The organism is Thalassomonas sp. RHCl1, from assembly GCF_947387555.1.
Lineage (GTDB): Bacteria > Pseudomonadota > Gammaproteobacteria > Enterobacterales > Alteromonadaceae > Thalassomonas.
On the sequence record NZ_CANDNZ010000004.1, the window covers coordinates 220,780 to 244,505 of the forward strand.

Below are 23,726 nucleotides of genomic sequence, written 5' to 3' on the forward strand. Positions count from 1 at the left end.
ACAATAACCCGTTCAGGGGCCCTGCCCCTTAGGACCTGAAAGATGAGCACCGTTTTATATAACACCCTGGACCTGGCGCTGCTGTTTACCCTTTATCAGTGCCTGCTGTTTGCCGTATTTTTAGTGCTCCTCAAGAAAGGGAAAAAGCAAAGTAATGTGCTGCTGGCCTTGTTTTTATGCGCTTATGCGGCGATCCCCCTGGACACCCTGATTAATTTCGGAGAAGCCTTTCGCCGCTTTGCCATCGATTATTCCCCGAACATTTTTTATACCTTTGGCAGCGCCTACTGGCTCGAAGCGGTGTTATTGCTGTTTTATGTCAGATCCCTGATTTACAAGAACTTCACCTTTAAGCGCAGCGATCTGTTATACCTGTTGCCACTAATGTTCTATCTGATTTACGAAACCGATAACTGGTACCTGCTCGATACCCAGACCAAGCTGGCGTTGTTAAACGGTTATGAACTCAGTGCCGAGCCCGCCTACAAACGTTTTATCAACCTGTTTCGGGAGTGTTTCCGTACTTTTTGCGGCGTACTTTGCCTGCTGGAATTGCAGCAATATCAAAGGCAAATCAAAAACGAATATGCCGATATCGAAGCATTTGATCTGACCTGGCTAAAAATCCTGGTACTGGGATTTTTAGTGATCCGCATCCAGGCGGTGTTGGTGACCTTGGCGGTAATTTCCTCGGTTGAATTAAGCATCCAGATTGATTATGCCCTACTGGGACAAATCGCTAATTTTATGGTGATGTTTTTAATCAGCTTTTTGATATTTTTCAATATGAGCCTGTCCAATTTGTTTTCCGGTATAGAACCCCAAAAAGCACTGGCAGAGCAAACACAGGAGAAACAGCCGATAAACCCGGAGCATATCGACAGATTGAGGACTTATATGCGTGAACATAAACCTTATCTCAACCGCCTGTTAACCCTGGATAACCTGGCGGCCCAGCTGAATATGCCCTCCAGACAGCTATCCCAGCTCATCAACCGCCATTTCAAGCAAAACTTTTTCGAGTTTATTAACGGCTACCGCATCGACGAATCCAAGACGCTGCTGGAACATGAAGCTCACCGCAAAACCACTATGCTGGAAATCATGGCTCAGGCCGGCTTTAACAGCAAAGCCACCTTTAATACCTTCTTCAAAAAAATTGTCGGCCTGACCCCCAGCCAATACCGGCAACAGCAATTAAACTCTTAAAAGCCCGCGATAAAAAACACCTGAGCGCCGGCAGACAGGCCGGCACCGTTCAACTTTAGCAACTGACGGTTAAGAGATAAGCCGGACAAAATACTGCATATTGAAGGATTTCATTTTATGCCTGCCAACACAGCACCGGCTTGGTGCCCGCCGACAACAACCAAGGCAAAGAGTTAAAAGCGTCCTGCTTAACCTGCCCATTGCGCTCAGCCCAATCACAGGGTTGGCAAAAATAAGCAAGACAGATCTGGGGGACATATTATCCGAAAAAACAGTACTGGATGTCACACGAGCCAAAAAGAATAAGTTTACTGAGGTTCAGCATAACTCGGGCCAATGAGCCGTTGCAGCTCGCCACTTGCCCTTAAAGCCTGAATCCCTTGATTAAAAACTTGAAAAAAACGTTCGGGTACGCCCTTACAAGCCAGAGCATCATGATGAACCGCTACCGGAAAAGCTTTATTATGCGGATAGGGCTTCATTTTATTTTGTGCAAAGAGCAGATCCGAATCAGGAAACCAGCCAAGCGCCGCTTCCACTCTGCCGAGCTTAAGCCGGGTCAGGTTTGCTTCCAGGCTCGCGGCATATTGCACATTAAACTTTTTCTTATCGATCGATTCGATAATATTATGGCTGAGCGGCATCCCCAGGCGTATCCCAACTTCCTTACCTTCAAGTTCGCTTAAATGCCTGAAAGGCTCACGGCCATAATCACTGAAAATAAAAATCTTGGCCACTGCCATCGGCTCTGTTTCTCTGACTTCCTCACTAAAATTATAAAAGTTGCCATCGGTGTTACCCGGGCTGAAGCAACAATGCTCACAGCGGTCAAAGTAAACAAGCGATCTTTTCGGCGGCAGAGGTTGAATATCAATAGCAAACTGGCCTGCCAGGACTTTTTTAATAATCACATCATAGGCCCCCCGGCCATCCGGGTTATGTAACCCCGGGATATCCAGAGCCAAAATGGTGATCACTTGCTCGGTGTTATTGTTTCCTGGCTCTTCATTAACAAATGGGTAAGTTAATACACTAAAAATAAAAGTAGATAACGCCAGGATTTTGTGAACAAACAAAATACTACTCACACCCGATAATCAGCCCTGCCAATAACTATTACTATAATGCTTAAACCTCCCGATTGCCGTTTTACCGGTCAAAGCCGTCTTTATATCAATATCAGCCAGGAAAAATCCCGGCACTTTCACCGGGATTTTTTTACCCGTCATCCAAGGGAGATATTACAACTCTTGCTAAAGGTATTGGCTGAAGGTATTGGCTAATAGGGTTTTAGCCGCTTTTCTCGGCAAGCAGCTCGCCAACGGCAACTGTTCAAATTGCTCAGCAGTGACCTCGACCTTCACTGAAGTCATTTTTTCCCTGTTACGGGATACTTCCACATGGCAACTAATGCCGGTTTTATGTTCACGATAGAAAATCTTAACTTCATCAGCACGGTTGATCAGTAACTTATAGGGATAACCCTGGGCGGAATAAACTTTATCCGCATTCGCCTGTGCGATGGTTCCCATCAGTGCAGATGTCACAAATATTGCTATCACGGCCAAATATTTCATAATAACCTCAATTAAAAATAACTAAACTCGGTTATTAAATTAGCGCTTGTTTTCCTGTGCTACAAACGATATAAAATTAACAACAATTAAGTTTTTCTTAAGCCATGAAATCATTACCACCATTAAAATCGTTACAGGTCTTCCTTTGCGCCGCCCGTAACGGCAGCTTTAAAGCCGCCGCTGAGCAGCTGTTTGTTACCCAGGCCGCCGTGAGCCAACAAATTCGCCTGTTGGAGCAACATCTGAACTGCAAGTTATTTGAACGGGAAGCTAAACACACCCGCCTCAGCGCCAAGGGAGCGTTATTGCTGCCCTATATTGAACAGGCCTTTGAACAAATCAGCTCTGGGATCCATGCCCTTTCCTTTGAGCCCAATGCCAACAACTTAAGGATCAGTGCACTGCATTCCACCACCTCTTTGTTGCTGATCCCAAAAATTCATGACTTTCAACAGCACCATCCGCAACTCAGTATCCAGTTTTCCCCCAACAACCGCCTGGACTCTTTTAATGATACCGATATTGATATTGCCATTCGCCGGGGGCTGGGCACTTACCCCGGGCTTGAAAGCAGAAAGCTGATTGATGATGCCATTATGCTTGTCGCCTGTCCCAGGCTATTACCGGCAAACAAGGTGGATCTGGCAAGCATTTTAGCTATCCCCTTGCTTGAAGATACCAGTAGCGATATTGAAGAAGCCGTTGCAGACTTTTGCCTGAGGTACCAGGTAAAACGTGACCGATTAAAAGCGAAACTCAAAACCACGGACGCCGTGCCTATCATTCAACATGTACTGGCCGGTCAGGGGATGGCATTTGTCAGTAAAGTCCTGGTGGCGGAGCATATAAAAAACGGCAATTTAGTCAATGTGCTTGATTACGCTTATATCACGCCAAAAACCTTATACCTGGTGGCGCCCGCCCATCATTTTCACTGGGAGAAAATTAAACGCTTTGAAGCCTGGCTAAAGTCACTGCTGGAAAGGCATATAACCATTAGTAATGATAAGTGTTAAAACGGCGCGGGATTATTTTCACTCAAGAGTTCACTTAAGAAAAATAACCCCGGCGCCCGCTTAAAAGTCGATTTACTTATGACGATTTTGTTTGCGTCGAATGTACAAGGTACGGTTAACCTTAGCGACAACATCCCCCTGGGCATCTTTGACATAAACCGGTAATTGCGGCAGGTATTTATCACCATTGGCGGTATTTTTGATGATGTCGTCCAGCAAGGCTTCGCTGATCAGAAAATCAGCCGTCACCAGCCCTTTGCCCGGTTTGATATAATCAATATCTGCAGATTTGTCCCAGACAACATAATCTTTGCCCAGCTGCGCCATCAACATCAGCATATAGCAGGGATCTGTCATCGCATACAAAGAGCCGCCAAAATGCGCCCCCATGGCATTGGTATTCCATGGCCGCATGGTCAGTGTTGCCTGCGCCGATCGATAATCTGCTGACAAATGCTTGATTTTAATGCCGCTAAAAAATATCGGCGGCCATAAATTAAGCGCCCAGCGCATCACCCAGGCTTTTTTAAACATTAAATTCATTGAAAACTACCTAATAACAACTTTTTATCCTTCAATACAACTCATCGTACCAGGCGGATTATCATCAATTCATAGAATAATTACTACTAAATTTACACGAAAGGCAACAAAGGCTTTTAACCTATGCAATAACCCCCTATAATTTTGCTCATAAAAAATTATCGTTCAGAGACAGTAGATGCCAGATCAAAACGAAGAGCTAAAAAGAGCCGGCTTAAAAATCACCTTACCCCGGATCAAAATTCTCAGCATTCTTCAGGACCCTAAAAATCAGCATATCAGCGCTGAAGATGTCTATAAGATTTTATTAGATCAACAGGAAGAAATTGGCTTAGCCACCGTCTATCGGGTATTAAACCAATTTGATGATGCCGGGATCGTCACCCGTCACCACTTCGAAGGAGGCAAGTCGGTTTTTGAATTGTCCCATAAAAAACACCACGATCACCTGGTGTGTTTAAAATGCGGTAAAGTGGTTGAATTTGAAGACGATACCATTGAGCAGCGCCAGCTGGACATTGCTAAGTCTCACAATATTAAGCTGACCAACCACAGCCTGTACCTCTACGGCGAGTGTGAAGATACCCAGGCATGCGAAGCATACCGTAAAGAAAATCACTAAAGATTTGCTTTAATAAAAAACCGGCACTGCCGGTTTTTTATTACCCCTGACTTACTGAAAGAACTTTGTGACGACAACCCCTCATCCAGGCCGTTTTTTCAATCACAGGTAAAATACCTGAACATAAAACAAGCTGCATAACCTTGTCTGTATTTGGCTCTAGAATTGCCCTTGCTCCGCTTCCCCCGTACAATTTGTTTTAAACCTTTAATAACCTTTAAGGAAATCCCGTGAACGGAAAATGTTTATGCGGCAAAGTCACCTTTGCCATTACCGGCACACTCCCCAATATCTACCAGTGCCACTGCTCCTTATGCCGCAAGTTAACCGGTTCATCCTCAGATAGTGCGATGTTTTTATCCCGCGAGCAATTTTCATGGCACTCGGGAGAGCAACTTATATCCTCTTACCAAACCGAAACCGGATTTAGATCGGATTTTTGTCAAAATTGCGGCAGTACGGTGCCTCACCTGATGAACAACCAAAAACAGTACTGGATACCTGTGGGTTTACTTGAAGAAGAGAGTGATATTAAGGTAGCCGCCCACCTGTTTGTCGGCTCCAAATGCCAGTGGGACGTTATCGGCGATGATGGCGTGCAATATGAAGAAATGCCGGATATGGCAACCTTAGATAAAGTCTTGCAACGGGAATCGTCTTAACCTGATGATACTGTCGGCTATAATGCCTCTGGTGCGCGATAGTTCTCGGGCTTTTTAAAGACCTTAAGCACCCGGCCAATCACCTGGTTTTTATTAACCGGGCCAAATTGTTCAACGGAAATGCTGGCAGGATTTTCGCCTTTACTCCAGATCAGGCCATTGCGGTCAATCAGGGCAATTTTTTTTATAATCAAGCCAAGCTGGGGATGCTGGATTAAAACCGTTTGCTCCACTTCCAGGGGTCTGAGCCTGAACCAGTGATTGACCAGCACATAACTGGACTGGGGTATACGGGGAAACATACTGTGCCCCTGCACTTTCCAGAGTTTAAAGCCGAAGAAAATCAAAATATCCCCCCGTCACAGGCACTGCCGGAAAAGTTCAAGGGATCTTCGAAGAAGGATGAACAGGGGCTTGGCTGAGTCTGCTCAAGGTGCCCGGCCAGCAGAGCACTTTTTTCCGCACTATCACTGTATGCTGATACGGTGGCGATGTTAAATTTTTTGTCTAAAAGAGCAATAACTTGATAGAACATTCGCTTTATCCTTGATATTTCTTGGTTTTTGCCTGATTGATGTTATACGCTTTGCTCAGCGAGTTCAGATAGATTCTGCCCGCCACAACCGCCAGGGCAATAATACCCGGGATAATCCACAACAGGTGGATTAGTGTTGCCTCGGGCGCCTGATGATCATGACCGCCATGTGCCCGCACGGTAAAGCTGACCAATAACATTATCATGCACAGTAAAGAGTTAAATTTCATCATAGCTTCTGTATCCTCAATGTAACTTGGGGCGGCCCAGGCTGATCTGCGCTTCCAGCTCGGTTAATTGCCTCAAACAGTTTTCGCAAATAGGATGTCTTTGTGCAAACTCCAACAGAGCCGCTAAGGTCAGCCTTAATGCACTCAGGGCAATAAGGCGCATGTCTTCATCATAATCCTGGTCTTGGCTTATGGTTAACACCCGCTGGTGCGGAAGCTGTAAATAGGCTAAGGCCAGTTGTGCATTTCCCTGATCTTCAAACAAACTCGCCAGCCGGTGTGACGCCTTGATCCAGGCGGTTAATAAAATACTGTTCTTGCCGTCCTGCATCCATAATTCATCCAGATATGATTGCGCCTGCTGATAATAATATTCGGCTTGCAAATAATCTTTATTGTCAAAACACCTGTTGCCATTACCCAGCAAGTCCTGCCACCCAATCATATAGACGTCCTTTAAAAGCTGCTCAATCATTCACTTTACCTGCACCAAACCTTCACTGAGTCAGGAACAGATCTTTTTCCGGCGCTGGATATCAATAAAAAAGAATCACTTGCATAACGCCGATAACACAAATGATAATAATTATCATTTGTGTTGTCTAGTGTTAAATGAGGTTATTTTCCATCTCAAACCAATTCCCCTTAACAGCATCCCTGTTAAGCGAAACCGGGCAGCTAAAGTTTTTATCGCGATAAAAAAAGCCACCCGGACCATAGGCCCGGGTGGCTTTACTTAAAGGCTAGCTAAAGTATCAACTAAAGCTACAGCACTCTTATTTCGCTTCGATTTTAGCCCAGGTATCTCTGAGGCCAACGGTGCGGTTAAACACCAGCTTGCCTTCGACACTGTCCTGGTTATCCAGACAGAAATAACCCTGGCGTTCAAACTGGAAAGCAGCTTCCGGCTTGGCATTAACCAGGTAAGGCTCTACCTTGGCATGTTCAATCACGATCAGTGACTCATCGTTCATCACGCTATGGAAATCATCCGCCGCGCCCGGATTTGGCACGGTAAATAAGCGGTCATATAAACGCACTTCCGCATCCAGGGCTTCACTGGCAGATACCCAATGAATAACACCTTTCACCTTACGGCCGTCGGCAGGATTTTTTCCTAAGGTTTCAGGATCATAACTGCAGTAAACCGTAGTCACCTTGCCCTGGTCGTCGGTTTCAAAACGCTCGGCTTTAATGACATAGGCGCCGCGCAAGCGTACTTCTTTGCCTAATACCAGGCGTTTGTATTTTTTGTTGGCTTCTTCACGGAAATCTTCCGCTTCGATATAAAGTTCACGGGTAAACGGCACTTCCCGGGTACCCTGACTTTCATCGCTGGGATGATTTTTAACATTCAGGGTTTCCACCTTATCCTGGTCAAAGTTCTCTATTACCACTTTGATCGGGTCAAGCACCGCCATGGCGCGCGGGGCATTGTCGTTCAGATCTTCGCGGATACAGGCTTCAAGCACGCTCATTTCCACCGTGTTGTCCATCTTAGTGACACCGATGCGCTTGGCAAACTCACGGATAGACGCCGGGGTATAACCGCGGCGGCGGAAAGCGGCAATGGTCGGCATACGCGGGTCGTCCCAGCCGCTAACCAGGTTTTCTTCCACCAATGAGTTAAGCTTACGCTTACTCATCACGGTATATTCAAGATTCAAGCGTGAGAATTCGTATTGTCTTGGCTGGGTTTTAATTGAGATATTATCAATGACCCAGTCGTATAAACGGCGGTTATCCTGGAACTCTAATGAGCATAAAGAATGGGTGATCCCCTCAATCGCATCCGAGATACAGTGAGTGAAATCATACATGGGATAGATACACCATTTGTCACCGGTTTGGTGGTGATGGGCGAATTTCACCCGGTAAATGATCGGGTCGCGCATACACATAAAGCTCGAGGCCATATCGATCTTGGCGCGCAGTGAACACTCACCTTCTTTAAACTCACCGTTACGCATTTTTTCAAACAAGGCCAGGTTTTCTTCAACGCTGGTATCCCGGTACGGGCTGTTTTTACCCGGCTCTTTCAAAGTGCCGCGATATTCTCGGGTTTGTTCGCCGTTTAAGAAACAAACATAAGCCAGGCCTTTTTCAATCAGCTCAACCGCATAACCGTGCAGCTGGTCGAAATAATCGGAAGAATAATGCACATCTCCGGCCCACTCGTAGCCTAACCAGTGAACATCTTTTTCAATGGCGTGCACGTAATCGATATCTTCTTTTTCCGGATTAGTGTCATCGAACCTGAGATTACATAAACCGTCATAGTCCTGGGCGATACCAAAGTTTAAACATATGGCTTTAGCATGGCCGATATGCAAATAGCCGTTCGGCTCGGGCGGAAACCGGGTTTGCACCGATGTATGCTTGCCCTGGGCAAGATCCGTGTCTATGATTTGACGAATAAAATTTGTTGGACGGCTCTCAGTTTCCGACATCTAATTAACCTCTAAAATGACCTTAGGCAGATATTGATATAAACGGGGATTATATCAAGCAATTTCGCTAACCCCTAGCAAAGGGTTTAATTTTATTGAAGTGGGGATAACAATTACCTTTTTAAAGTACCCGACAGAGAAATATTCCCGCTTGCTGCAGCACATTTTTATAAAAGCAATTTAATCTGTTGATGCGCCTTGGCTCTCCCGGCTTGCTCTGCCTTGTTTACCCCGGGTAATATTGATAACATCCGAGGCGTTTCTCCTCAATTTACAATAAATTATCATGATGAAAAAAGGATTGTTCGCCTTATGGCCGGCTTCGCTTGCCCTGGCGTTTTTATTGGGATACCAGCTAAGTCCTGCGCCCCAATCTCAAACAAGCGGGCAGCAGCCGACATTTGCCCAATCCCGGGTGCAAAGCAATACCGCCACTCAGCTAGCCGGCAATAATGAACAAAGTGTCAGTACAGCGCTGGTGGTAAAACAAACAGCGTCACCAAGCGCCCCGGCTCCCGCTGAGGTAAAAGATTCCCTGGTGCAGATAAAATCCCTGCTCGGTGATGGCAATATGCTGATGGATATGGAAGGCATAGCCCAATCCTATCTGCTGGTGCAAACCTTCTCCGAGCAGGATGTTCTGGAGAGTCTGTCGCTGTTAAAAAATGAACTGGAGCAGGCAAACAATATGATGCCGCTGATGTTGATACTCGGGCGTTACGCCGAGTTAAATCCGCAGCAGGCGATTGCTTTCACCGAAGATAACATCAGCTCATCACAGACCAAAATGGCAGCCATGGCCTCTGTTATCGGTGCCTGGTCGAAACAGGATCCACAAGGTGCCTACAACTGGTACCTCAACAGCCAGGAAAACAACCCGAATCAGGGGGCTTTTAGCGCCAACTCAGCCGGTTTAATGGCTATTTTTAACGGTTTAGCCAACCAGGATTTAGATGACGCCATCAGCAAACTCGCAGATATTTCAGGCCACAAAAACAATACCATGATGGCCGTTAGCGGTATTACCTCTGCCTTTACCGACAAAGAGCAATTCGCTCATTTTCTTGAACAAACCAAAGCACTGGATGACAGGCGTATTCAAAGCTCGGTGCTGTCCACCTGGACCATGAAAAATCCCCAGGATACCGTTGCCTGGCTCGACAACATAGAAAACGAAGAGGATAAAAAAGCCCTGCAACAAGAAGTGCTCGGAAGCTGGATGTTCACCCAGCCGTTAGCTGCCGCCAGCTGGTATATCAGCCAGGCAGATGAACAAGATAAACAATCGGCAAGCGAGCAGATAATTTCTCAATGGGGTAGAAACGATCCAAGTGCCACTTTAAACTGGCTTGAACAGCAAGTAGACATAGACAATGAAACATCGGCCAAGATCCTGCTGGAAACCAGTGTTTATGAACATCCTGACTTTGTTATCGAACACCTTGAACGCCTGTCCGACGACAAAGATAAACAGCAACTTTCTTTTAATATTTACCAGGCGCTTGAACGTGAAAGCGAGCAAAAAGCAGCAAACTTTCTCGCCTCATCGCCGTATAGAGAATCGCTAGAAAATCAAATAGATGAGTACCAGCAAAGACAGGCAAACGGTCAATAACACCAGCACGATTGAATAAGAATACCGCCCCCGGGCAAACACAGAAAAGAAATACTAACACTTAAGCCCAGGGCCTTAGCTGCACTGCTTTTTATGCAAATGTCCTGAAGCAACCATTAATAATTACGGGAATAACATGAATAAAAACCTCCGTCAGCGGCTCCCTCGGGGAGCACAGCACCAGACAAAAACCGCCAGCCATAAAGGCGCTCTGCTGCCATTATTGTGCGCCCTGCCTTTGTTAAGCGCCTGCCAGTCAGCAACGCCGCTTTCAACAAGCGCAGAGCAAACACAGCAGATAAAATCCCCGGCAAACGTGCAAGTGCTTAATCAGGAAAACATCCGCTTAAACGCCTTAATGGATGAAATTTGGCAATACCGCCTGAAAGTCGATCCTTTCAAAGCTACCAAGTCCGGCGATAACCGCTATAACCACTTGTTGCCGGACTTCTCCCCAGAAGCTCTGGCAGAGAAAAACAAGCAATTACTTGGCTATGTCAGCCGCCTTGAGGCTATAGACAGGCAGCAATTGTCCCAGGAAAATATCATCAACCTGGACATCTTGCTGCGCCAGCTGGATAACGACATCAGCCTGTACAAATATAAAAAACACTATGTGCCTATTTTGGCAGAGTCGGGCTTTCACTCCGATTTTACCTTTACCGTTAAAGGCATGCCCTTTGCCAAGAGCAAAGATTACCACAATTACCTGAGCCGCCTGGAAGCCCTGCCCCGCTATTTTGCTCAGCAAATTCACTGGATGCGCCAGGGGCTGGCTACAGGCAGAACCTTGCCCAGTGCAGTGTTATCCGGCTATGAGCAAGGCATCGCCGCCTTTATTGATGACGATCCGGCCAGCAGCGTATTATACGCCCCGTTCAAAAAGCAGTCCGCAGATATCAGCCAGCAAGATTTTCAGCAGTTGCAACAACAAGCGCTGACACTGCTCGCAAAAAAGGTGATCCCCGCCTATCAGGACTTTTATGACTTTATGGTAAGCAGCTATATTCCGCAGGCCAGGAAAACCTTGGGGTTAAGCGCGACACCTGACGGCGCGGATTTTTACCAAAACCGGGTAAAATACTACACCACCACAGATAAAACCCCGGATCAGATCTTTAATTTGGGCATGCAGGAAGTAAAACGCATCCGCAACGAAATGCAGCAGATCATCACTTCCCTTAATTTTGACGGGGATTTTGCCGCCTTTGTTAACTTCCTGCGCACCGATCCGCAGTTTTACGCAACAAGCGCCGAGGAACTGTTAAAAGAAGCGGCCTATATCGCGAAAAAAATGGATGCCAAGCTGCCGGCACTATTTAAACATTTACCCCGCAACCCTTATGGCGTAGCACCGGTCCCTGATCACCTGGCCCCCAAATATACCATAGGACGCTATATTCCCCCGAGCCAGGACACCCAACCGGGTTATTACTGGCTCAATACATATGGCCTGGATCGCCGACCGCTTTACGTACTGGAAGCGTTAACCTTGCATGAAGCGGTGCCCGGACATCATTTACAAAGCGCCATCAACCGGGAATTGAGCGATTTACCTCCCCATCGCCGCTACTCCTATATTTCGGCGTTTGGCGAAGGCTGGGGTTTATATTCAGAATATCTGGGCTTAGAAGCCGGCTTTTATCAGGATCCCTACAGTAATTTTGGCCGCCTGACCTATGAAATGTGGCGCGCCTGTCGCCTGGTAATCGATACCGGCGTTCACAGCAAAGGCTGGAGCCGCCAGCAGGCGATAGATTTCTTACAGCAAAATACCGCCTTGTCGAAGCATAATGTCCGCACTGAAGTCGACCGCTATATTTCCTGGCCCGGACAGGCGCTTTCCTACAAGATGGGAGAGCTGACCATCAAACGCCTGCGCCGCGAAACCGAGCAGGCCTTAGGGGAAAAGTTTGATATACGTGAGTTTCATGATCAGGTACTCAAACATGGCTCAGTGCCGCTGCAGGTACTGGAGCAGCAAATCAAGCATTATGTTGATGAGCAATTACAGGGAAAGTAACCGCTTACCTTGTTCACTAAACGGTAAACGGCCAACTGCCGCCTTAGTGGCAGGTTGGCCAAACAAACCGGGTTATTACCCTGAATAAATAACGGCATTAACCGTTTTTATGCGCCAAGCGCTGCTTTTTGCGGCGCAAGCCAACCCCCGCCAAACCTAATCCCAATAAAGCCAGGCTGGCAGGCTCTGGCACTTGGGTGCCGAAAGTCACGCTACCTATGCTTGATGATACCGCCACTTTGTCATAGGCATTGCTCACAGTGCCATGGTAAGCAACCGGGGTCAAAAACTGGCCATTTTCCTGTAAACCCGAAGGGGCAAAACCGGTGGACGAATTGTCATTGATACATTGCTCGCTTGATGAGAGATCACACTCATCTAATGACCCGACATAAAACGGCGACAGAGGATCAACAACCGCCTGATATGGCGAGCTGTAATAATTTCCTGAAAAACCGGCAATACCGATCAGTTTATTGATTTCATTGATACCGCTGTTATAAACATTATGATCTGTCCCCAGCACCAGTCCGCCACCAAAGGCATCCAATTGCTGCGCATAATTTTGGATCCATAAATCCTCTGCCCCGCGATTGCCCCTGTTGGTATAACTACTGGAAGATGAAAGAATACGGCCATCGGCAATCAGGTTCTGCGCACTGCGGTTATTATACCAGTCGGCAATCCCCTGGTAATTAGCCATTTGATAAGTGTTTTTATCGGCTTGACTGGAAAGATCATAAACCCACAACTGATCAAAGCTGTCAAAATCATCATAGGCTTCACTATTGAGAAAACGTGTCGTAACATTTACCCCGTCCAGTGAATCTATCATACTGGCAATTTCGTAACCTTGGCTACTGTAGCTACCGCCGACAAAACCAAACATAATCTCACTGGCATTCGCCGTTGCAGATAAACCCAAACACGTAGTGGCAAACACTATAGCTGATAATTTTTTGTCCATAAAATACTCCTGACTACTGATTAACAATTTTTTGACATCATAGTGCTATGAGCAAAAACCAAACCAGAAGTGTTCAACAAATAATATTTAGGGAAAATAAGGTAAACCGGTTTATCCATATGATAGAAAAGATGTTTCAACAACAAAGAGTCAAATACAGATGAAAGGAGATCGGTAGATCTCCTTCGGGCAGAAATAATTTAAGCTTTATGTCTAAAAGGTTAACTACAAACTAAGCAGGCTAACCTTCATTCTCCTCCTTGGCATAACCGTATTTTTTAGCCACGGCTTTTAATTCAGGCCTGAAAGAGTGATGGCTTTGCCAGCCCATGTCCAACATACATTGTTTTTCTATATCACTTTTCGAGCCATATCTCAGGGCGGTAATACGGGCATCACGGGCGCTCCTTCCGGCCAGGTTACCGTTGCACTCGGTATTGTGGTCCACTCCCCCGGTAACCGAGGCTGTTGCCGAGCCCGCCTTCACCATATTATCGCGGCTGACGCAGGTATTACTGCTCCCGCCGCTTTTTTGAACGGCATAGGCTTCACAATTTTTTTTCTGCTCGCGAAACCGGGTCATGATTTCCTCGCGCGCATCGAGATAGGCCCGGCGGTGACTCAAACATTCACTATAAGTATCCCGCTCGGTTTCCATGCAATATATCTGGGCGCTTTTCAACGGGCTGGTGCTTTTACAGGCAGCAAGAAAAGTAGATAATACAAAAAGTAAAACAAAAGCCACTTTGATATTTGGGCAAGCAGGCATAAGCTAAGTCCTTTATTGTCATGAATTACTTTGAGTGTAGCAGAAGCCAAAAAGAGTAAAGAAAAACAGAGGTGCATCGCAGCAGGCAAAATAATAGCCTAGCATTTGAACGGCTTATATTATTTCCATATCAAGATAAGAGAACATCCGGTGACAAGTATAAAGCCTCCAAATGTTCTCCTCATTATGTGAGCAAATCACAAATATTTAGTTATAACCAAGAATATAATTTCCCTCCCCGTCAAGCTCAACTTCTAACGCCAATGCTGCCTTATTGGTTGCACTGCTTGCCTGGTTAGTTTCGTTGATAAAAACCGGCTCGTTGATCCGGCCATGGGTTAAGACATTATTTTCTTTTGCCAGGGTAGTATCGTTTAACGGCAATATTAAATTCGACATATAGATCATCCTTTTTATCTGGTCATTGATTCCAACAAAATAAATTTTACTCAATTATCAGTTAATATTTTTGATCTAAATCAGTCATCAATATTAACGGTTTGCCTACTTGCATGAGCATAACTAATGCCAGTATTTAACCTTAATTTCTTTACGTTAATATGATCTAATTAAGTCAATTCCACAGGCAATAAAAAGTGATCGTTAATGAGGGGGAAAAGTATCCGGAATAGCTTTTAACCAAAAGAAAACACCAGCAGAAAACAATTTATAAAAACCAGATAATCAATAAGTTACAAAACGCTAATTGCTTTTTCAAATTAACTTATTCAAATTGAAGAGTTTGAGAGTACACAGCATAAATAAACTGCCCGAGCTAAACATCCGACCAGACAAGAGCTTTTCCGGCTTCGGCCATAACAGCAAGAAGCATTAACAGCCGATGATAAGCTGTGCACTCGATTAGGGATTTGTGCCCTTTTTTGGAGAGCTTTACCGGCTAATTCACACCATAGCTTTTTTTAATCTCGGTTAACACCCCGTTTTTCCTGATCTGTTCAAGTCCGAGATTAAAATCGGTGATAATTTCCCGGCGTCTTTTATGGCTCCGCCCGATAGCAACATGTAAAGGTTTATTGAGAAATGCCGGTTCAACGATATCAATTTTCTGCAGCAGAGCAGGCGCCCTTTTATTCACTGTCGCCATAAAGCCAAGCTCATCTTCGATCATCAAATCTATCCGTTTAGCCAACAACATTTTTAAATTCTGCATCATATTGATCACTTCATTTCTTTGAAAGTTCTTAGCATGATCAAATGCCTGACCGTAGCTGGAGCCACTGATAATACCGACAACCTTATTATCCAAACTCGAGAGGTCTTTATACGCAAAAGACTCGCCTTTTCTGATAATAAACTTTAGCCGGCTACTGGTATAAGGCTGAGAATACAACAGAAATTTGGTGCGTTCTTGTGTTAACCAGGCATTGGGTAAAATATCATATTTGCCATGTTCAACCCCATGGATAGCCCTGGCCCAAGACGTTTTAATCACCTTAAGTGCATAACCTTGTGTTGCAAACGCCGCCCTAACCACTTCTATGCACAAACCTTTGCCGGGGTGGGAAAAATCGACATACGGCGGCCAGTCATCTGCTACAACGGTAATGCTTTTCTCACTGGCCAGAACCGAAGAGAGGGATGTTAACAACATCAAGAATAAGGCAAAGACAGATCTCAGCATTCAGCGCTTATATTTATGATGAGCGGGTATATCTCAGTGTATAAATATAAGATCTTAATTACCATTGAAATATTTTTCGGACACTTCCACTTCAGCGTTTATGCTGAAAAGCGGCTAGCACCGGCGGTAATAACAACATCAAGGATATAACAAAAAAAGCCGGAGAGTCGGCAACACAAGCTGGCTTGCTCCTTATATCGACACCTTAAAGCCCTATACAAGACTAAGCAGCAAGTTTATCCACCCCAACTAGAGTTACCTTGTTGGACCTCACCACTAAAAGCCAATCGAAATCAATACGTTATTTAACAAGAGCTAGTATAAATAAAAATTAATCTAAGAGAGAACGCGGCAAACATCCTCTTTGAACTACTCACGGTTACCTTTGGGGTATAGTGCTTCGTTTTCAGGTAGCAGTGAAATTGCTGCACTTAGCCGCCCCTGAATGACAGCTAAGTGTTGGCCAGATCCCCTTTGATTTGATAAAAGCAGCAGGGTTGTACTGCTCCCGGATTAGGCGAATACAAGGTTTGGCAATGTCGGTTTATGACTGTCCGGCTTCACTCTCAATTGTTTTGCTACGGGCAGAGAGCACCAGTAACCAAACCTGGGCAATAATGGCAAATAAGGCGGCACCAGAGAGCAGAAAAGGGTCAAGATAAATATCATCTTTAAATTCAAAAGTGCCTTTATTGATTTTTAACCAGCCCATAAAATTTTGTGCGGCGGCAACATGTGCCCCCATAAAACCAATAACACTTGCTATAAAAATTGTGATGGCATTGTGCAAGCCTCTAAACATCATCAACAAACCTAAAATGCCGATCACGGTGCGTTGCAGGCGACAATAAGGGCAAACATATACTACCCCCGACCAGTCGGCGCTCCACGCCAGTAACGATACCAATACGAAAAATGCCCCGAGAATATGGATACGGTGCAAGTAAAAATTTATAGCTGTCATGTTTAACCTCTTTGTTATTCCCAAAAGGAATATACTTATTCAACCTGGGTATATTATTGAGTGAAGTAGCCCTTGTCTACTTTATTAGATGAATGACAAGAAAGGACCTCCATATAGGCTGTTTATGGGGTGTTGGTACTAACTAACGGTTGGGCACGAACACTAGCTGTTACAGCTGCTGCACAGCTTTAAACCGCAGCAGCCCTATTCTGGCCTCTGTTGCTTGGTTTATGCTTTAGATGATAGCGAAACAGGTGTTAGTACCAACCTGTCTTTTTCCACGCTCACCGTGACCTTCTGCCCGATAGGAAAACCGGCCTGATGCAGCCATTTTCCCTGAAGGACAAGGCAAGGTTGCAGATTCACCGGTAGATAGTTGATGCCTGCCCCCCTGACTTTTACGACACTATTAAGCACGGTTTCCAGTACCGTAAGTTGCCGGGTGGTGGGATATTTTGCTTTTTTCGGGCAAAGCTCTGACGTATGATGATATTCAGCCATGACGGACTCCTAGCGTAGTTCGTTTTGGTTAGCGGCCTCTGGGTGTTTCGAGCACTCAGGGGGCGCGACTTGGTTTACTTATTTATACAACATTGTTTGTAAAGAATACGACATAAAGGCCCTTCTCACTTGTTATGGTATGACTAAATAAAGACTAACAAACTGGTTAAATCAACAGCGTTCCGTTAATATTTCATAGGTTTTTTAGAGAGTATGGATTATCTCCTTTACACCTGTTTTTTCTTCCCCCAACTCTAAAACCTAGCTATCAATTCCATAACAAAAGTCATATCGGTTTATGGAAGTACAATAATATCAATTTATGAGCGCCCAACTTAACTTCTTCTACTTTTTAACAATGGTAAGAGCCAAGAAAAATATAACGGAGTGCATATAGATAATTTTTTATCTATGGAAGGTATAAAATGGCAGCTGCAATAAACTTGATAACCATAGATTTCAATTGTCCTTGAATTTATTGAATTTTGGCACAATATCTACTTATCATTTCTAATTTAATTAATTGCTGGTAATTCTTTAATATACTACTATGTACTGATTGAGCAATTAATCTAACCATTTAAGGTATTTTTGTGGATATTCAACATGTTGAACATCAAATTCATTTCTTCACGGATAATGAAAATATTCGGCCAGAGCCAAGTACAATAAGTATGATATTAAAAGAGTTAGGTTCTATGAATTTAATTCCAACAACAGCTAAAGCTTTAAACAAAGCAACAGGGCAACAAGTTAATATTCTTAGAATGATAACATCTGACGAACAATTTCAAGTTACCTTTGCTCCAGAGGCTATTGTTATTTCCCTGAAGACACGAAATAAAGCCGTATCATTTGAAAGTATTGTTACACAAGTTACAAAGTTATTTGAGCTCTTAAAATTAATATATCCAGATAAGAAGTCAAATCGTATTTCATCTGTTACTACTATTTTTAGTCAAACTAACGAAGAACAAGAAGATAATAAAATAAGGGATATGTATTTAAAAAATGAGAATGAAACTCCTTTTGAATGGACTATTCGTAAATGTTTTTCAGTTAACTTAGGCGTATCAAATGAAAAAATTAATAGTGTGCATATGGCTGATAGAGCAAAATTTATGCTAATTAATGATCAACATGTTAACAACTTTGACGGATATCGATTTACAGCTGATTCCAATACTATTAGCGAGAATACTAGCTATAGATTTGATCTAAGCAATAGTATTGATCTTATTAAAGAGCTCAATAATGACAATTTGGAAGTATTAAAACCAATCATAGATATGATCAATTAAGTTATGGAAAATTCTATTTCTGAAAATACTCAGACTTTTCAAACACAAGACTTATATGGATTTGGGGGCGAACAATATCAAGCTTACATTGGCTTAAATTCCTGTTTATTTACTGATACAGACACAACACCTCATATTTCAGAAGTTACGACGACTAAAGGTAGTGCTCAGCACATATCGGAAAATTCAAGTATATTTGAAAAAACTCTACATATTTCAGAGAACTCAACTACGGCAGATACATCTCGTTATATTTCAGAACATTCAAATACAATAGATAATTCAAACAATGCTGATGAATATAAAACAGTTCTTATGAGCAATGAAATCAGACGACTAGTAGCCAAAGATGAATTTATTGAAGGGGAAGTGTCAAAAACTCAATTATACCTTGAAATGTGTCTACGAGATGACCCTGTAATATTTACCTCGGCCTTTCAAAAAGCATACCTAAGTTTTTTCACGGGAACTGAATATAATTTGTACACCTTTATTGGCATATGCTCTGGAATAGACTATTACGATTTAAATGATAGTGCTATTGCCTTAATAATAGCAGGTTGTGCTCATAAGAGTATTTTAGTTAAAGAGGCTACAATACGGGCAATCGAAGCATGGGAACAACCTAGCTTTATAGAATATTTAGAGCAAATAGATCCCTTTGATATTGACTGGTTAGAGGAGTACCGTACAGAAGTAATTAAACATCTAGAGGGACTTAAATGACATTATTATTGAGAAAGTTCAGTAAGACTAAATGGCAGGACAACATAGATAAGCCTTTGACAAATTACCATGCAGATGCAATTACAGGATGCACCAGAACAGCAGGTAATACCTTATCAGTTTGGGTTGTCAATAATAATGATTTTGGTTCTGAAGATATTAAAAAACTCATTGCTGCGGTTGCGCTCACGATGAATCAGCCTGCGACGGTTGACTTTATTCTACTCGACGAAAAAAAACTTAAAAGTAAAGATATTAACCTTTCTAAGACACCTGGTGATACCCCATTTGAAAGTATAAATCATTTGCATAAGGATATAGTTGATATTGATTATAATAAACTTGGTATTGTAAGCGAACATATCGTTGCTCAAATGGCTGTAGAAGCAAATACTAAGAGAATTACTAGAGCCAAATTAGTCTCTATTGTAAAAGAATATTTAGGAAAAAATTATTCATTAGCTCAACTTTCAGAAAAGTGGCAAAAAGCATTGAATTGATTCACAATGTTTATAATTAAGACAGTTATTTTTAGTAATAAAAAGTTCATTTAACTCTGCTCTTGAATATATTTATAACCTCTTAGTTGTAGAAACTACCACTCTATCTTTCAAAATACTTTCGTTTAGCCCAATAAAAAAACCCGCTAAACAGCGGGTTTTTATCAGATTAACAGTTAACAATCAAAAGCTGATTACCAACCTGTCTTCTCTTTCAGTGCAACACCGATGTCAGCTAAAGAACGTACGGTCTTAACACCGGCCGCTTCTAAGGCTGCAAATTTCTCATCGGCTGTACCCTTACCACCGGCGATGATCGCGCCAGCATGGCCCATACGCTTACCAGCAGGTGCAGTAACACCGGCAATGTAAGATACAACAGGCTTAGATACGTTAGCTTTGATGTATTCAGCAGCTTCTTCTTCAGCAGTACCACCGATTTCACCGATCATTACGATGGCTTCGGTTTGCGGATCGTTTTCGAACATTTCTAAAACGTCGATGAAGTTAGTGCCTGGGATTGGGTCACCACCGATGCCAACACAAGTAGACTGACCGAAACCGGCGTCTGTAGTTTGCTTAACGGCTTCATAAGTCAAAGTACCTGAACGAGATACGATACCTACTTTACCTGGCTTGTGGATGTGACCTGGCATGATACCGATCTTAGTTTCGCCCGGCGTGATAACACCTGGGCAGTTAGGACCGATCATGCGAACACCAGTGTTGTTCAGCTTGTCTTTAACATCGATCATATCGATCGTCGGGATACCTTCGGTGATACAAACGATCAGCTCGATACCGGCGTCGATAGCTTCTAAGATAGCATCTTTACAGAACGGAGCAGGTACGTAGATTACAGTAGCAGTTGCGCCTGTAGTTTCTACCGCTTCACGTACTGTGTTGAATACCGGAAGACCAAGGTGCGTTTGACCGCCTTTACCCGGGCTTACGCCACCAACCATTTGCGTACCGTACTCAAGCGCTTGCTCTGAGTGGAAAGTACCTTGTCCGCCAGTGAAACCCTGACAGATAACTTTAGTATCTTTATTAATTAAAACAGACATTATTTGCCCTCCGCAGCTTTAACAACTTGCTGAGCTGCATCTGTTAATGATGTAGCGGCAATGATGTCCAGATCAGAATTCGCCAGAACTTCACGACCAAGTTCAGCATTGGTACCTTCAAGACGTACAACTACAGGTACTTCAACACCAACTTCTTTAACCGCACCGATAATACCTTCGGCGATCATGTCACAACGTACGATACCACCGAAAATGTTAACAAGAACGGCTTTAACGTTGTCATCAGAAAGGATGATTTTGAATGCTTCGGCTACACGCTCTTTAGTCGCCCCGCCGCCAACATCAAGGAAGTTAGCTGGCTTACCGCCGTGCAAGTTAACGATATCCATGGTACCCATAGCAAGACCGGCACCGTTAACCATACAGCCAACGTTTCCGTCCAGAGCAACATAGTTCAGCTCCCACTGGGCTGCATGTGCTTCACGCTCGTCTTCTTGAGACGGATCGTGCATTTCACGGATTTTAGGCTGACGGTATAAAGCGTTACCGTCTACACCGATTTTACCGTCAAGACAGTGGATGTTGCCTTCGTCGGTAATAACCAGCGGGTTGATTTCTAATAAAGCGAAATCGTGGTCTTGGAACATGTTGGCAAGGCCCATGAACACTTTCACGAATTGCTTCATTTGTGCAGGAGTTAAACCTAGTTTGAAACCAAGTTCACGCGCCTGGTAAGCTTGAGGACCTACCAGCGGATCGATTTCGGCTTTGTGGATAAGCTCAGGTGTTTCTTCTGCAACCGTTTCAATTTCAACACCACCTTCGGTAGATGCCATGAAAACGATTTTTTGAGAAGCACGGTCTACAACAGCGCCAAGGTATAATTCGTTAGCGATGTCGGTGCAGCTTTCAACTAAGATTTTCGCTACCGGTTGGCCTTGCTCATCTGTTTGATAAGTAACCAGGTTTTTCCCTAACCAGTGCTGTGCGAATTCTTTAATTTCTTCTTTGCTTTTTACCAGCTTTACACCACCAGCCTTTCCGCGGCCACCGGCATGCACCTGACACTTAACAACCCACATATCGCCGCCAATTTTGTCGGCAGCTTCTGCAGCTTCCTGAGGGGTATCGCAAGCGAAACCTTCAGAAACGGGTAAACCATATTCAGCGAATAATTGTTTCGCTTGATACTCATGCAAATTCATGGTGTTTTATCCATTTATCTGTAAATGATAAAGGCAGCCCACCCCAAAGCAGACTGCCAGTGAAAAAGTAACGGGATTATAGTACGAAAGTCGGCACCAGCATAGCGATATCCAACCTGTCTATAAGCGTTAACCTTTTATTAAAATGCCCGCTATTAAAGTTCTAATAACAGACGTGTCGGATCTTCTAACAATTCTTTGATTGTTACCAAGAAACCAACAGATTCTTTACCGTCAATCAAACGGTGATCATAAGATAATGCCAGGTACATCATAGGCAGAATTTCTACCTTGCCGTTAACCGCCATAGGACGGTCCTGGATCTTATGCATACCTAAGATACCCGCTTGTGGCAGATTCAAAATAGGCGTAGAGATCAAAGAGCCGAATACACCACCGTTAGTAATGGTGAAGTTACCGCCCTGCATCTCGTCCATGGTCAGTTTGCCGTCACGGCCTTTGATGGCCAGGTCACGGATACCGTTTTCGATGCCCGCCATGCTCATTTGATCAGCGTCACGTAATACCGGCGTTACCAGACCACGAGGCGTAGATACCGCAATAGAGATATCGAAGAAGTTGTGATAAACGATATCATCACCGTCAATAGAGGCATTTACCGCAGGGTAGCGTTTTAATGCTTCGGTTACCGCTTTCACGTAGAAAGACATAAAACCTAAACGGGTATCATGGGTTTTCTCGAATAAGTCTTTGTATTGCTTACGAAGATCCATAATTGGCTTCATGTTAACTTCGTTGAACGTGGTTAACATGGCAGTCGAGTTTTTCGCTTCCAATAAACGGGTAGCGATGGTTTTACGTAAACGTGTCATAGGTACACGTTTTTGGCTGCGCTCGCCTAAGTCCTGGGCAACCGGAGCAGCTTTTGCAGCAGGTGCAGGAGCGGCTTTAGCGGCCGTTTTGTTGGCAATGGCTGCTTCAACATCTTCTTTGCTGATGCGTCCGCCTTTACCTGAACCTTTCACTTCGCTGGCAGAGATGCCTTTTTCCGTCATTAAACGACGTACTGAAGGGCTGGCAAGCTCGTCGCTGCTGATGGCTTCTTCTGGAGAAGCAACGGCTGCCGCTGGCGCTGAGGCACCGGCATTTAACTGACCGATCACCTGGTCGCCTAATACGGTATCGCCTTCAGCGTGGATGATTTTACCAATCACACCGTTAGCCTGGGCTACAACTTCCAATACGACTTTATCGGTTTCTATATCAACCAGGTTTTGGTCAACAGTTACCGTATCGCCTTCAGCTACGTGCCAACCGGCAACAGTGGCATCGGCAACAGATTCAGGCAGTACTGGTACTACAATATCAATTACTTTAGCAGCATCTGTGCTGGCAGCTGGTGCGGCAGCGGCGGCCGGTGCAGCTTCCGCGGCACCGCCTTCTTTAAATAAAGCCAGAACCTGCTCACCTAATACGGTAGCGCCTTCTTGCTCAGAAATTTCAGTGATCACGCCGTCGGCAGTCGCCGGCACTTCTAAAACTACTTTATCTGTTTCGATATCAACAAGTATTTGATCACGTGAAACTTTGTCACCAGCTTGCACGTGCCAGGTAGCGACAGTAGCATCTGCAACTGACTCAGGTAATACGGGAACCTTTATTTCGGTTGTCATCAATTTA

The 23,726-nt window shown here is 44.2% G+C and carries 26 protein-coding genes; 9 read left to right on the forward strand and 17 right to left on the reverse strand.

Annotation, left to right across the window (positions count from 1 at the left end; translation table 11 throughout):
• Positions 1–42 precede the first annotated feature (42 nt).
• Positions 43–1,209, forward strand: a complete 1,167-nt coding sequence (locus tag QL234_RS13845) for an AraC family transcriptional regulator (protein WP_281558421.1) — start codon at positions 43–45, stop codon at positions 1,207–1,209.
• 308 nt (positions 1,210–1,517) lie between these two features.
• Here QL234_RS13845 and QL234_RS13850 read toward each other — a convergent pair whose 3' ends face one another.
• A complete protein-coding gene (locus tag QL234_RS13850; protein ID WP_281558422.1) occupies positions 1,518–2,297 on the reverse strand; it encodes an ABC transporter substrate-binding protein in 780 nt (259 codons plus the stop codon).
• A gap of 165 nt (positions 2,298–2,462) precedes the next feature.
• On the reverse strand, positions 2,463–2,786 hold the full coding sequence (locus QL234_RS13855; RefSeq protein ID WP_281558423.1) for a hypothetical protein: 324 nt from the start codon (positions 2,784–2,786) through the stop codon (positions 2,463–2,465).
• Positions 2,787–2,890: 104 nt separating this feature from the next.
• Here QL234_RS13855 and QL234_RS13860 point away from each other — a divergent pair, with 104 nt between their 5' ends.
• Positions 2,891–3,802, forward strand: coding sequence for a LysR substrate-binding domain-containing protein (locus QL234_RS13860; RefSeq protein ID WP_281558424.1), 912 nt, complete (start codon positions 2,891–2,893; stop codon positions 3,800–3,802).
• 72 nt (positions 3,803–3,874) lie between these two features.
• Here QL234_RS13860 and QL234_RS13865 read toward each other — a convergent pair whose 3' ends face one another.
• Positions 3,875–4,345 carry a DUF4442 domain-containing protein gene (locus QL234_RS13865; RefSeq protein ID WP_281558425.1) on the reverse strand — a complete coding sequence of 157 codons (471 nt, stop codon included), beginning with the start codon at positions 4,343–4,345 and terminating at the stop codon, positions 3,875–3,877.
• Between the two features lie 178 nt (positions 4,346–4,523).
• Between QL234_RS13865 and fur the strand changes: the two genes are divergently transcribed.
• Positions 4,524–4,967 (forward strand): ferric iron uptake transcriptional regulator, encoded by a 444-nt coding sequence (gene fur / locus QL234_RS13870; RefSeq protein WP_044835127.1) that lies wholly within the window; start codon positions 4,524–4,526, stop codon positions 4,965–4,967.
• A gap of 230 nt (positions 4,968–5,197) precedes the next feature.
• Positions 5,198–5,629: a GFA family protein gene (locus QL234_RS13875; protein WP_281558426.1), complete on the forward strand. Its 432-nt coding sequence runs from the start codon at positions 5,198–5,200 to the stop codon at positions 5,627–5,629.
• 17 nt (positions 5,630–5,646) lie between these two features.
• Here the strand turns inward: QL234_RS13875 and sodX are convergent, their stop codons facing one another.
• The 5 genes from sodX to glnS form a co-directional block, all read right to left on the reverse strand.
• On the reverse strand, positions 5,647–5,946 hold the full coding sequence (gene sodX / locus QL234_RS13880; RefSeq protein ID WP_281558628.1) for a nickel-type superoxide dismutase maturation protease: 300 nt from the start codon (positions 5,944–5,946) through the stop codon (positions 5,647–5,649).
• A 26-nt stretch (positions 5,947–5,972) separates the two neighbouring features.
• A complete protein-coding gene (locus QL234_RS13885) occupies positions 5,973–6,164 on the reverse strand; it encodes a hypothetical protein (RefSeq protein WP_281558427.1) in 192 nt (63 codons plus the stop codon).
• A 5-nt stretch (positions 6,165–6,169) separates the two neighbouring features.
• Positions 6,170–6,397: a hypothetical protein gene (locus tag QL234_RS13890; RefSeq protein ID WP_281558428.1), complete on the reverse strand. Its 228-nt coding sequence runs from the start codon at positions 6,395–6,397 to the stop codon at positions 6,170–6,172.
• A gap of 13 nt (positions 6,398–6,410) precedes the next feature.
• The gene (locus QL234_RS13895; RefSeq protein WP_281558429.1) at positions 6,411–6,839 is read right to left on the reverse strand and encodes a DUF2753 family protein; all 429 of its coding nucleotides are present in this window, start codon (positions 6,837–6,839) and stop codon (positions 6,411–6,413) included.
• Positions 6,840–7,170: 331 nt separating this feature from the next.
• Positions 7,171–8,844, reverse strand: a complete 1,674-nt coding sequence (glnS, locus tag QL234_RS13900; RefSeq protein ID WP_281558430.1) for a glutamine--tRNA ligase — start codon at positions 8,842–8,844, stop codon at positions 7,171–7,173.
• A gap of 286 nt (positions 8,845–9,130) precedes the next feature.
• Between glnS and QL234_RS13905 the strand changes: the two genes are divergently transcribed.
• Positions 9,131–10,459, forward strand: a complete 1,329-nt coding sequence (locus tag QL234_RS13905; RefSeq protein WP_281558431.1) for a hypothetical protein — start codon at positions 9,131–9,133, stop codon at positions 10,457–10,459.
• Positions 10,460–10,595: 136 nt separating this feature from the next.
• Entirely contained in the window at positions 10,596–12,482 is a 1,887-nt protein-coding gene (locus tag QL234_RS13910; RefSeq protein ID WP_281558432.1) for a DUF885 domain-containing protein, read from the forward strand.
• Positions 12,483–12,579: 97 nt separating this feature from the next.
• Here QL234_RS13910 and QL234_RS13915 read toward each other — a convergent pair whose 3' ends face one another.
• From QL234_RS13915 to QL234_RS13940, 6 genes are all read right to left on the reverse strand, one after another.
• Positions 12,580–13,449, reverse strand: a complete 870-nt coding sequence (locus tag QL234_RS13915) for a PEP-CTERM sorting domain-containing protein (protein WP_281558433.1) — start codon at positions 13,447–13,449, stop codon at positions 12,580–12,582.
• Between the two features lie 241 nt (positions 13,450–13,690).
• Positions 13,691–14,218: a hypothetical protein gene (locus tag QL234_RS13920; protein ID WP_281558434.1), complete on the reverse strand. Its 528-nt coding sequence runs from the start codon at positions 14,216–14,218 to the stop codon at positions 13,691–13,693.
• Between the two features lie 207 nt (positions 14,219–14,425).
• Positions 14,426–14,617, reverse strand: coding sequence for a hypothetical protein (locus tag QL234_RS13925; protein ID WP_281558435.1), 192 nt, complete (start codon positions 14,615–14,617; stop codon positions 14,426–14,428).
• A 499-nt stretch (positions 14,618–15,116) separates the two neighbouring features.
• Positions 15,117–15,860 carry a transporter substrate-binding domain-containing protein gene (locus tag QL234_RS13930; RefSeq protein ID WP_281558436.1) on the reverse strand — a complete coding sequence of 248 codons (744 nt, stop codon included), beginning with the start codon at positions 15,858–15,860 and terminating at the stop codon, positions 15,117–15,119.
• A 544-nt stretch (positions 15,861–16,404) separates the two neighbouring features.
• Entirely contained in the window at positions 16,405–16,824 is a 420-nt protein-coding gene (locus QL234_RS13935; RefSeq protein ID WP_281558437.1) for a hypothetical protein, read from the reverse strand.
• 228 nt (positions 16,825–17,052) lie between these two features.
• Positions 17,053–17,325 carry a SymE family type I addiction module toxin gene (locus QL234_RS13940; RefSeq protein WP_281558438.1) on the reverse strand — a complete coding sequence of 91 codons (273 nt, stop codon included), beginning with the start codon at positions 17,323–17,325 and terminating at the stop codon, positions 17,053–17,055.
• 593 nt (positions 17,326–17,918) lie between these two features.
• Here QL234_RS13940 and QL234_RS13945 point away from each other — a divergent pair.
• Genes QL234_RS13945 through QL234_RS13955 form a run of 3 tightly spaced genes read left to right on the forward strand, consistent with a single transcriptional unit; the run spans position 17,919 to position 19,852 of the window.
• On the forward strand, positions 17,919–18,626 hold the full coding sequence (locus tag QL234_RS13945; RefSeq protein ID WP_281558439.1) for a hypothetical protein: 708 nt from the start codon (positions 17,919–17,921) through the stop codon (positions 18,624–18,626).
• Positions 18,627–18,629: 3 nt separating this feature from the next.
• Positions 18,630–19,352 (forward strand): hypothetical protein, encoded by a 723-nt coding sequence (locus QL234_RS13950; protein ID WP_281558440.1) that lies wholly within the window; start codon positions 18,630–18,632, stop codon positions 19,350–19,352.
• Positions 19,349–19,852 carry a hypothetical protein gene (locus QL234_RS13955; RefSeq protein WP_281558441.1) on the forward strand — a complete coding sequence of 168 codons (504 nt, stop codon included), beginning with the start codon at positions 19,349–19,351 and terminating at the stop codon, positions 19,850–19,852. Before QL234_RS13950 ends, QL234_RS13955 begins: the two co-directional genes overlap by 4 nt.
• 194 nt (positions 19,853–20,046) lie before the next feature.
• Here QL234_RS13955 and sucD read toward each other — a convergent pair whose 3' ends face one another.
• From sucD to odhB, 3 genes are all read right to left on the reverse strand, one after another.
• Complete coding sequence (gene sucD / locus QL234_RS13960; RefSeq protein WP_044835113.1) at positions 20,047–20,919, reverse strand: succinate--CoA ligase subunit alpha; 873 nt, start codon at positions 20,917–20,919, stop codon at positions 20,047–20,049.
• Complete coding sequence (gene sucC, locus QL234_RS13965; protein WP_044835112.1) at positions 20,919–22,085, reverse strand: ADP-forming succinate--CoA ligase subunit beta; 1,167 nt, start codon at positions 22,083–22,085, stop codon at positions 20,919–20,921. Before sucC ends, sucD begins: the two co-directional genes overlap by 1 nt.
• Positions 22,086–22,240: 155 nt before the next feature.
• On the reverse strand, positions 22,241–23,719 hold the full coding sequence (odhB, locus tag QL234_RS13970; RefSeq protein WP_281558442.1) for a 2-oxoglutarate dehydrogenase complex dihydrolipoyllysine-residue succinyltransferase: 1,479 nt from the start codon (positions 23,717–23,719) through the stop codon (positions 22,241–22,243).
• Positions 23,720–23,726: the final 7 nt, after the last annotated feature.

Coding starts and splice junctions, on each gene's coding strand:
- QL234_RS13950 (WP_281558440.1), top strand. CDS start 18,630: ATGGAAAATTCTATTTCTGAAAATACTCAGACTTTTCAAACACAAGAC.
- QL234_RS13910 (WP_281558432.1), top strand. CDS start 10,596: ATGAATAAAAACCTCCGTCAGCGGCTCCCTCGGGGAGCACAGCACCAG.
- QL234_RS13860 (WP_281558424.1), top strand. CDS start 2,891: ATGAAATCATTACCACCATTAAAATCGTTACAGGTCTTCCTTTGCGCC.
- QL234_RS13885 (WP_281558427.1), bottom strand. CDS start 6,164: ATGTTCTATCAAGTTATTGCTCTTTTAGACAAAAAATTTAACATCGCC.
- QL234_RS13915 (WP_281558433.1), bottom strand. CDS start 13,449: ATGGACAAAAAATTATCAGCTATAGTGTTTGCCACTACGTGTTTGGGT.
- QL234_RS13955 (WP_281558441.1), top strand. CDS start 19,349: ATGACATTATTATTGAGAAAGTTCAGTAAGACTAAATGGCAGGACAAC.
- QL234_RS13925 (WP_281558435.1), bottom strand. CDS start 14,617: ATGTCGAATTTAATATTGCCGTTAAACGATACTACCCTGGCAAAAGAA.
- glnS (WP_281558430.1), bottom strand. CDS start 8,844: ATGTCGGAAACTGAGAGCCGTCCAACAAATTTTATTCGTCAAATCATA.
- QL234_RS13855 (WP_281558423.1), bottom strand. CDS start 2,786: ATGAAATATTTGGCCGTGATAGCAATATTTGTGACATCTGCACTGATG.
- QL234_RS13920 (WP_281558434.1), bottom strand. CDS start 14,218: ATGCCTGCTTGCCCAAATATCAAAGTGGCTTTTGTTTTACTTTTTGTA.
- QL234_RS13865 (WP_281558425.1), bottom strand. CDS start 4,345: ATGAATTTAATGTTTAAAAAAGCCTGGGTGATGCGCTGGGCGCTTAAT.
- odhB (WP_281558442.1), bottom strand. CDS start 23,719: ATGACAACCGAAATAAAGGTTCCCGTATTACCTGAGTCAGTTGCAGAT.
- QL234_RS13845 (WP_281558421.1), top strand. CDS start 43: ATGAGCACCGTTTTATATAACACCCTGGACCTGGCGCTGCTGTTTACC.
- QL234_RS13940 (WP_281558438.1), bottom strand. CDS start 17,325: ATGGCTGAATATCATCATACGTCAGAGCTTTGCCCGAAAAAAGCAAAA.
- sucD (WP_044835113.1), bottom strand. CDS start 20,919: ATGTCTGTTTTAATTAATAAAGATACTAAAGTTATCTGTCAGGGTTTC.
- QL234_RS13935 (WP_281558437.1), bottom strand. CDS start 16,824: ATGACAGCTATAAATTTTTACTTGCACCGTATCCATATTCTCGGGGCA.
- QL234_RS13930 (WP_281558436.1), bottom strand. CDS start 15,860: ATGCTGAGATCTGTCTTTGCCTTATTCTTGATGTTGTTAACATCCCTC.
- sucC (WP_044835112.1), bottom strand. CDS start 22,085: ATGAATTTGCATGAGTATCAAGCGAAACAATTATTCGCTGAATATGGT.
- fur (WP_044835127.1), top strand. CDS start 4,524: ATGCCAGATCAAAACGAAGAGCTAAAAAGAGCCGGCTTAAAAATCACC.
- QL234_RS13895 (WP_281558429.1), bottom strand. CDS start 6,839: ATGATTGGGTGGCAGGACTTGCTGGGTAATGGCAACAGGTGTTTTGAC.
- QL234_RS13905 (WP_281558431.1), top strand. CDS start 9,131: ATGATGAAAAAAGGATTGTTCGCCTTATGGCCGGCTTCGCTTGCCCTG.
- QL234_RS13890 (WP_281558428.1), bottom strand. CDS start 6,397: ATGATGAAATTTAACTCTTTACTGTGCATGATAATGTTATTGGTCAGC.